Source organism: Microbispora sp. NPDC049633 (assembly GCF_040675265.1).
In the GTDB taxonomy this organism is placed as follows: domain Bacteria; phylum Actinomycetota; class Actinomycetes; order Streptosporangiales; family Streptosporangiaceae; genus Microbispora; species Microbispora maris.
The window spans coordinates 1-7,292 of record NZ_JBFAOO010000282.1 but is presented as its reverse complement, the minus strand read 5'-3'; the positions used below and the strand labels follow the sequence as shown (position 1 = coordinate 7,292).

At 72.0% G+C, this 7,292-nt stretch carries 8 protein-coding genes, 1 pseudogene and 1 riboswitch; of the genes and pseudogenes, 5 read left to right on the top strand and 4 right to left on the bottom strand.

The window, feature by feature from the left end; all coding sequences use genetic code 11:
- Positions 1-714 (bottom strand): CNNM domain-containing protein (locus AB0J39_RS36755; RefSeq protein WP_363473334.1); only part of this gene is annotated, 714 nt, incomplete at its 3' end.
- Between the two features lie 255 nt (positions 715-969).
- On the opposite strand from AB0J39_RS36755, the gene AB0J39_RS36750 reads away from it, so the two are divergent.
- Positions 970-2,217 (top strand): LCP family protein, encoded by a 1,248-nt coding sequence (locus AB0J39_RS36750; protein ID WP_363473332.1) that lies wholly within the window; start codon positions 970-972, stop codon positions 2,215-2,217.
- Between the two features lie 72 nt (positions 2,218-2,289).
- Here AB0J39_RS36750 and AB0J39_RS36745 read toward each other — a convergent pair whose 3' ends face one another.
- Complete coding sequence (locus tag AB0J39_RS36745) at positions 2,290-2,940, bottom strand: GPP34 family phosphoprotein (RefSeq protein WP_363473330.1); 651 nt, start codon at positions 2,938-2,940, stop codon at positions 2,290-2,292.
- Between the two features lie 43 nt (positions 2,941-2,983).
- Between AB0J39_RS36745 and AB0J39_RS36740 the strand changes: the two genes are divergently transcribed.
- The 4 genes from AB0J39_RS36740 to AB0J39_RS36725 all read left to right on the top strand — a co-directional run bounded on the left by AB0J39_RS36740 (position 2,984) and on the right by AB0J39_RS36725 (position 6,393).
- Positions 2,984-3,589 (top strand): TenA family protein, encoded by a 606-nt coding sequence (locus AB0J39_RS36740; protein ID WP_363473327.1) that lies wholly within the window; start codon positions 2,984-2,986, stop codon positions 3,587-3,589.
- Between the two features lie 22 nt (positions 3,590-3,611).
- Positions 3,612-4,490, top strand: a complete 879-nt coding sequence (locus AB0J39_RS36735; RefSeq protein ID WP_363473325.1) for a DNA-formamidopyrimidine glycosylase family protein — start codon at positions 3,612-3,614, stop codon at positions 4,488-4,490.
- Between the two features lie 74 nt (positions 4,491-4,564).
- Positions 4,565-4,888 (top strand): rhodanese-like domain-containing protein, encoded by a 324-nt coding sequence (locus AB0J39_RS36730; protein ID WP_363473323.1) that lies wholly within the window; start codon positions 4,565-4,567, stop codon positions 4,886-4,888.
- A gap of 57 nt (positions 4,889-4,945) precedes the next feature.
- Positions 4,946-5,062, top strand: a riboswitch (TPP riboswitch).
- Positions 5,053-6,393 (top strand): cytosine permease, encoded by a 1,341-nt coding sequence (locus AB0J39_RS36725; protein ID WP_363473321.1) that lies wholly within the window; start codon positions 5,053-5,055, stop codon positions 6,391-6,393. It overlaps the preceding riboswitch by 10 nt.
- 83 nt (positions 6,394-6,476) lie before the next feature.
- Here AB0J39_RS36725 and AB0J39_RS36720 read toward each other — a convergent pair whose 3' ends face one another.
- Both AB0J39_RS36720 and AB0J39_RS36715 read right to left on the bottom strand, forming a co-directional pair.
- On the bottom strand, positions 6,477-7,073 hold the full coding sequence (locus tag AB0J39_RS36720; RefSeq protein WP_363473319.1) for a helix-turn-helix domain-containing protein: 597 nt from the start codon (positions 7,071-7,073) through the stop codon (positions 6,477-6,479).
- 23 nt (positions 7,074-7,096) lie between these two features.
- Positions 7,097-7,292 (bottom strand): annotated as a pseudogene (locus AB0J39_RS36715) (ABC transporter ATP-binding protein); the annotation flags it as partial.

The window sequence follows — 7,292 nt, the reverse complement described above, 5'->3', positions numbered from 1 at the left end:
CTCGGCGACCGGCCACTCCGCGCGCAGCGAGACCACGCGCGGGCGGGGGACCATGACGTCCTCGGCGGTGCGGTCGCCGAACTCGAGCGCCCGCTCCAGCATGTCGGCCAGCCGGGGCGGCAGCTCGCCCGCCGCGGCCGACTCCGTCACGATGCGCGACAGCTCCTCGGGGGTGGCGCCGTGTTCGAGCTCCTCCACCGGCTCGATGCCGAACAGGCGCACGAGCCGGGTCGCCGAGGCGTCGAAGAAGCGGATGACGGGCCCGGCGACCATGAGGTAGACGTGCGTCGGGCGAGACAGGAACTTCGCGACGTCGTCGGGCCGGGCGATGCCGAGGTTCTTGGGGGCGAGCTCGCCGATGATCATCTGTACGATCGTGGCGATCGCGACACCGAGGGCCACGGCGACACCGGGGACGGCCGCACCGGGCAGCCCGGCGGCCTCGAGAGGGCCGCGCAGCACACTGGAGATCGCGGGTTCGGCGACGAAACCCACCAGCAGGGTGGTGACGGTGATCCCGAGCTGCGCGCCGGAGAGCATGAACGACAGGCGTCCGGTGATGTCGAGGGCCCGGCGCGCGGCGCTGTCACCGGCCGCGGCCTGCTCGCGGAGGGTGCCGCGGTCGGCGGCGACGAAGGCGAACTCCTGAGCCACGAAGAACCCGGTGGCCAGGGTCAGGAGCAACACGGCCAGGAGGCCGATGGCGGCGCTCATCGGGCACCCGCCGTGCGATCATGAGATCCCGTGCGTGCGCACGGGCAGGTACTCCAGGGGTCCGAAACGGACACGACGATCCTTTCGCGTGGTGGTATACCACCGTAACGGCTGGAATCTCTCCTGTGTTTCCCGGCAGCCTTTACTGACTGCTTAGAGGGCGTCTGGGTACCGTGAAGAAGGGGGCGCATCGGCAAAGACTTCGGCCGCTGCGGTCAAAGCAGGCGCAAGGACGCTGAGGGGCTGGGGGTTCAGGTGGCCGACGAGGACGAGGCGACCCGCGCGTACCGCCGTACGGCCCGGCCTTCGGAGGCACAGCCCCCGGTGGCACAGCCTCGCGCGGAGGCTCCGGCCGCTCGGGTGGGTTCCGGCAGGGAGGACACGGTCCCCCGCGTCCGCTCCAAGGTGTACGGCAAGCCGCGCTCCGGCGAGACTCCGATCCGCCCGCTCGGCGGGAGCGGGCACGAGCCCGGAGACCGGGACGGCGCCCCGCACGGTGGCGGCGGCGGGCCGAGGGGCCGTGACGGGGCCGTGCGCGGCGGTGGCCGCGGACCGAGGCGGACCGGCAGGACCATTCTGCGGGTCGTCGTGGTGCTGGTCGTGCTCCTGCTCGTCGCCGCCGTCGCCGGATATTTCTGGATCGGGTCCCGGTTGAAGCCGGTCGAGTCGCTGACCGACTACAGCGGACGGCCCGCCGAGACGCCGGGCGAGGACTGGCTGCTGGTCGGGTCCGACAGCCGGGCGGGGCTGACCGCGGCGCAGCGCAGGAAGCTCGCCACCGGCAAGGCCGTCGGCAAGCGCACCGACACGATGATGCTGCTGCACATCCCCGAGAGCGGCCGGCCGACCCTGGTCAGCCTGCCCCGCGACTCGTACGTCCCGATCGAGGGGCACGGCAGCGGCAAGCTGAACGCGGCGTACGCCTTCGGCGGCCCGAAGCTCCTGGCCAAGACCGTCGAGCGGGTGACCGGTATCCGGATCGACCACTACATGGAGATCGGCTTCGGCGGGTTCGTCGGCATCGTGGACGCGGTCGGCGGGGTCAACATCTGCGTGAAGCAGGACATCAAGGACCCGAAGGCCGGGATCGACCTGAAGAAGGGCTGCCAGGACATGGACGGCGGCACCGCGCTCGGCTATGTCCGCACCCGGGCCACCGGCGCCATCCCGGACTTCGAGCGCACCCAGCGGCAGCGTCAGTTCTTCTCGGCCGTCGTGCAGAAGGCCGCGAGCCCGGGCACGCTGATCAACCCGTTCACCTCGGTCCCGCTGGCGCTGAACGCGGCCGACTCGGTCGCCGTCGACCCCGGCACCGGCCTGTTCGACCTGCTGTCGGTCGGCCTGGCCATGCGCGAGGGACCCGTCGCGACCGCCGTGCCGGTCGGCTCGCTGCCGACGATCGGCGGCCAGGCGGTGGTCAAGTGGGACACGCAGAAGGCGCTGCGCCTGTTCGAGGCGCTCGCCGCCGACAAGCAGGTGCCCAAGGACGTGATCACCAAGTAACCGCGGCGGCCGGTGCCGACGCGCCCGGCCGCTCATCCGCGCGTGCGGCGTGCGCGGCACGAGCGGCGGGAGTCAGCCTCCGGCGGAGGCGGCGACCGCCGCGGCGGTCGTGGCCGCGACGACGGCGGCGTGCACGGACGCGATCGTCTTGCGGACCGCCTCGCCCGTCCACTGGCCCTGGGCGATCTCCTTGACCCGGTCCTTCGGCGCCCCGGGGAACGCCTTACGGTCGAGTTTGGCCGCGTGTATGACCGCGAACAGCACCGCCGTCCGCTCGTCGGGCTCGGCCCCGGTCAGCACGTTCTGGACGCGTTCCCGCACGCCCTGCTCGTGGCGCGGGTCGAGCTCCGGATAGCGCGTGGTGGGGAAGATCCCCAGGATCTTGCCCTCCTGCTCGCTCAGCACGCCCCGGGCGGCCAGGCGGGTGAGCAGCCGCTTGCGCAGCCTGCCCATGCGTAGCCTGCCCACCCACCAGCTGGCGTCGCGCCGCCTGGCCTCGCCGATGATCCGGGACAGCGTCGCGTCCAGCTCCTCGTCACCCAGCGGGGCGCCGTTCTCGACCTGCAGCTTCTTGCCGTCGAAGCCGACACGTCCGCGTACGGCGAGCTCCGCGAGCAGGGCGCCCGCCAGGGCGCAGTCGAGCTCAATCGACCCGATGATCGGCTTGCCGGTGTCCTCCCGGTAGGCCAGCAGCAGCACTTCCTCGGCGATCGTCAGTGTCACGTGATCGAGCGTAACGCGCCAATCCAGGCCAGAATGTGCCTTTATGGGAATATCTGATGAGCTGCACGCCATCGGGCGGCCGATGCTCGACGCCCAGCTCGCGCACCCGACCGTACGCGGAATCGCGGCGGGTGACCTGCCCGAGCCGGTCTTCCGGTCGTGGCTGGAGCAGGACTACCTGTACCTGCTCGACTACGTCCGGGTGTTCAGCCGGCTGGCCTGGCAGGCTCCGGACGCCCACCTCGGTGACCTCGTCGACCTCGCGTACGCCACCTGGCACGACGAGCTGGACCTGCACCGGTCGCTGTCGGCCGAGTTCGGCGCCGACCTCGACGGCGCGGTGAAGGGCCCGGCCTGCGCGGCGTACACCTCGTTCCTGCTGGAGGCGGCCGCCGACTACGGGGAGGGCCTGGCCGCGCTGTACCCCTGCATGTGGGGCTACTCGACGCTCGGCCGGATCCTGGCCGCCGACCCGCCCGCCGAGCCCCGGTACAAGGCGTGGGTGGACACCTACGCCGATCCCGGCTTCGCCGCCCTCGCCGAGCGCATCGCCGTCATGATCGACGAGGCGGCTCCCGACCCGGCGCGCGCCCGGGAGCTGTTCGTCCGGGGCATGGAGCACGAGCTCGCGTTCTGGGACGTCCCTTAACCGGCCGGGTTAGTGTGAGGGCATGCCGGAGCTGCCCGAGGTCGAGGCGCTCGCCGAGTTCCTCCGCGAGCACGCCGTCGGCCATGCCGTCATCGGGGTCGACGTGACCGCCTTCCAGGCTCTGAAGACCGTCGACCCGCCCGTCACCGCGCTCGCCGGGCTGCTCGTCACCGGCGTGGCGCGGCACGGCAAGTTCCTCGACGTCGACTGTGACGGCCTGCACTTCGTCACCCACCTGGCGCGCGGCGGCTGGCTGCGCTGGCGCGACGACCTCACGGGCGCGCGGCCGGTGCGGCCGGGCAAGGGCCCGCTCGCGGTCCGCGTACGGCTGTCGCCCGGCGAGGACGGCCGCGCCCCCGGATTCGAGCTCACCGAGGCCGGCACGCAGAAGCGCCTGGCGGTGTACGTGGTGCGCGATCCCGGGGACGTGCCCGGCGTCGCCGGCCTCGGGCCCGACCCGCTGGCGGAGGACTTCACGCCGGGCGTGCTGAAGACGATCGTGGGCGGCAGCCGGGCGCAGATCAAGGGCCTGCTGCGGGACCAGAAGGTGATCGCCGGCATCGGCAACGCCTACTCCGACGAGGTGCTGCACGTCGCGAAGATGTCCCCCTTCAAGATCGCCGGAACGCTGACGGACGGCCAGGTCGCCGACCTGCACGACGCGATCGTGAGCACGCTGCGGGACGCGGTCGGCCGGGCCAGGGGGCTGGCCGCCAAGGACCTCAAGTCGGAGAAGAAGTCGGGCCTGCGCGTGCACGGCCGTACGGGCGAGGCGTGCGAGGTGTGCGGCGACACGATCAGGGAGGTGTCGTTCGCCGACTCGTCGCTGCAGTACTGCCCGACCTGCCAGACCGGCGGCAAGCCGCTGGCCGACCGCCGGCTGTCCCGCCTCCTCAAGTAGCGTCCGCGCATCACCGTGGGTCACAGCTTCCGGCATGGGCCCGGGCATCGGCGGCGTGCGGCCACAATGGGCGCATGACATTGCCGGAAATCACCCCTGACGCCCTGCCCGACGACGCGTACCTGCTCGACGTCCGTGAGAACGACGAGTGGGTGGCGGGCCACGCGCCCGGCGCCGTCCACATCCCGCTCGCCGAGCTGCAGGCGCGGGTGGAGGAGGTGCCGCACGACCGGCCGGTGTACGTGGTCTGCCGCGTCGGCGGACGGTCGGCGCACGCCGCGATGTGGCTCAACCACATCGGCAGGGACGCAGTCAACGTGGACGGCGGCATGCAGCTGTGGGCGGCCGTCGGACGTCCGATGGTCAGCGAGACCGGCGGGGCGCCCTACGTCGCGTGAGAAGCCCTACCCCGCGTAGGAAAACGGTCAAAGAAGTGTCATAATCCCGAAGACATCATCAATACCCGCGGGAGCTCGGGCGTGACCGGGCTGAGAGGGCGGATCGAAGTCGTGCCGCCGACCGCATGAACCTGTCCGGATAATGCCGGCGTAGGGAGTGTGTGATGGCTTCTGCCGTCGTCGACGACGCGCACGCGGAGGTTCCCCTCACCCTGGACGAGGAGGCCCCCAGAACTCTGGGGCTGCTCGACCAGGGCGCGTTCTGGGCCAACCTCGGCGTCAGTCTCCTCGGCTTCTCGGGGGCCCTGTTCCTGCTCGACCCCCTGGGCGGCAAGCCGCTGACGTTCACCGCCGCGGTGCTCGCCGCCGTCGTCGGCAGCCTGCTGGGCACGGCCATGGTCGGCCTGGCCGCGATCCCCGGCGCGCGGACCGGCCGGCCGGCGATGGTGCTGCTGCGCGGCCTGTTCGGGGCCCGGCTCTCGTACATCCCGACCGTGCTGAACATCGTGCAGATGCTCGGCTGGGGCGCCTTCGAGCTGTGGGTCATCGCCAACGGCGCGCAGGCCCTGTTCGGCACGGCGGTGCCGTACGCGGTGTGGGCGGTCGCGGCCGGTGCGCTGACGATCGCGCTGACGATCCGGCCGCTCGGCGCGCTGCGGCTGCTGCGCCGCTACGTCACGGCGGGCGTGGTGGTCGCGATGATATGGCTCTCGGTCGCCCTGTTCGCCCAGGGGCCGTCCGTGGGGGGCGGCTCCTGGGACGCCTTCGCCCCCGCCGTCGACTACGTCATCGCGCTGTCGGTGTCGTGGGTGCCGATGGCCGCCGACTACGCCAGGCACTCGCGGTCGAGCGGCGCGGCGTTCACCGGCGTGGTGGCGGGTTACACCATCGCCCAGGTGGCGTGCCTGGCGCTCGGCATCGCCGCGCTCGCCCTGGTGGGCAACGACCCGGACAAGGTGTGGGAGCCGTTCGTGGCCGCCCCGCTCGGGATCCTGTTCTTCGGCATCCTGGTGCTGCGCGAGGCCGACCAGTCGTTTGCGAACGTCTACTCGACGACCGTCTCGATCCAGAACCTCGCGCCGCGCTGGGACCGCCGGGCGATCTCGATCGTGATCGGCGTGCTCACGACTCTTATCGCGCTGTTCGCCGACGTGAACTCCTACGGCGCGTTCCTGAGCGTGATCGGGGCGGTCTTCGTGCCGATGTTCGCCGTCCTCGTGGTCGACTACTTCCTGCTCGGCGGGACGGCCCGGTGGAACACCGCCGAGGACGCCCCCTCCCGGTGGCTCATGGTCGTGCCGTGGATCCTCGGGTTCGTGGCGTACTGGATCGTCACGTCCACCCCGACGGTCGGGTGGTGGGACGGGTTCTGGACCGACGTCCGCCTGGCCCTCGGGTTCGTCCACCAGCCCTGGATGAACGCCGCGCTCGCCGCGTTCCTGGTGGCCGCGCTGGCGACCGTGGCGCTGTCCGTCCCGGCCCGCCGCCTGCGCTCTCGCCGTTGAGTTCATCGAGCCTCACCTGCCGATCCGCGGGTTCGGCCCGCGTCCCCGGCAGCGACAGCGCTCCGGTGGCGTGATCCGGCGGTTCAGGACGGGTGGGCGGCCTTGTCCGCGGTGCGCACGAACGGCTCCAGCAGGGCCCGTGCGGACTCCCAGGCGGTCTCCAGGTCGGTGCCGGACTCGATCAACCGGGACCCGGCGAACACGATGGCGTTGATCATCTCCGCGGTCTCGGGCACCGCGGCGACGCCGAGGCCGCGCAGCGCCTCCACGAGCGGCTCCAGGAGCTGCTGGTGCATGGCCCGGCTCTGCTCGGCGACCGTGTCGCCCGGCGCGACCTCCGCGAGGACGGTGGCCAGCGCGTGCTCACCCTCGGCTATGAGCTCGAAGTTCGTCAGCACGTAGGCGAGTACGCGGTCGGCGGGGGTCGCGGCGGCGTCCATCGCCGCGGCGACCCTCGCCGACCAGCGGGGGAAGACGTCCTCCACCAGCGCGTTGAGCAGGTCCTCGGCGGACCGGAAGTACTGGTAGAGGCTGGGCCGGGCCAGCCCGGCGCGCTCCGCGACCCGGGTCAGCGTCGGCGGCCGGCCGGTCTCCGCGAGGATCTCCCTGGCGGCGTCGAGCAGCGCCCGGTGCTGGGCGGCCCGATGCTCGGCGACGGTAGCCGCCTGAATGCGTGGCACCTGCTCTCCTCCGCCATGGTCGTCTACTCCGACAGTCTCCCATCCACCATCGACAGGACGCGATCGCAGTGGCCGAGCACCTCGTGATCGTGGGTGACCATGATCGTCGCGACGCCCGACTCGTGCGTCTCGTGCGCGAGCAGCGTGACGATGTCGTCGCTGCGGGCGCGGTCGAGCGCGGCGGTCGGCTCGTCCACCAGCAGCACGGCCGGGCGGGTG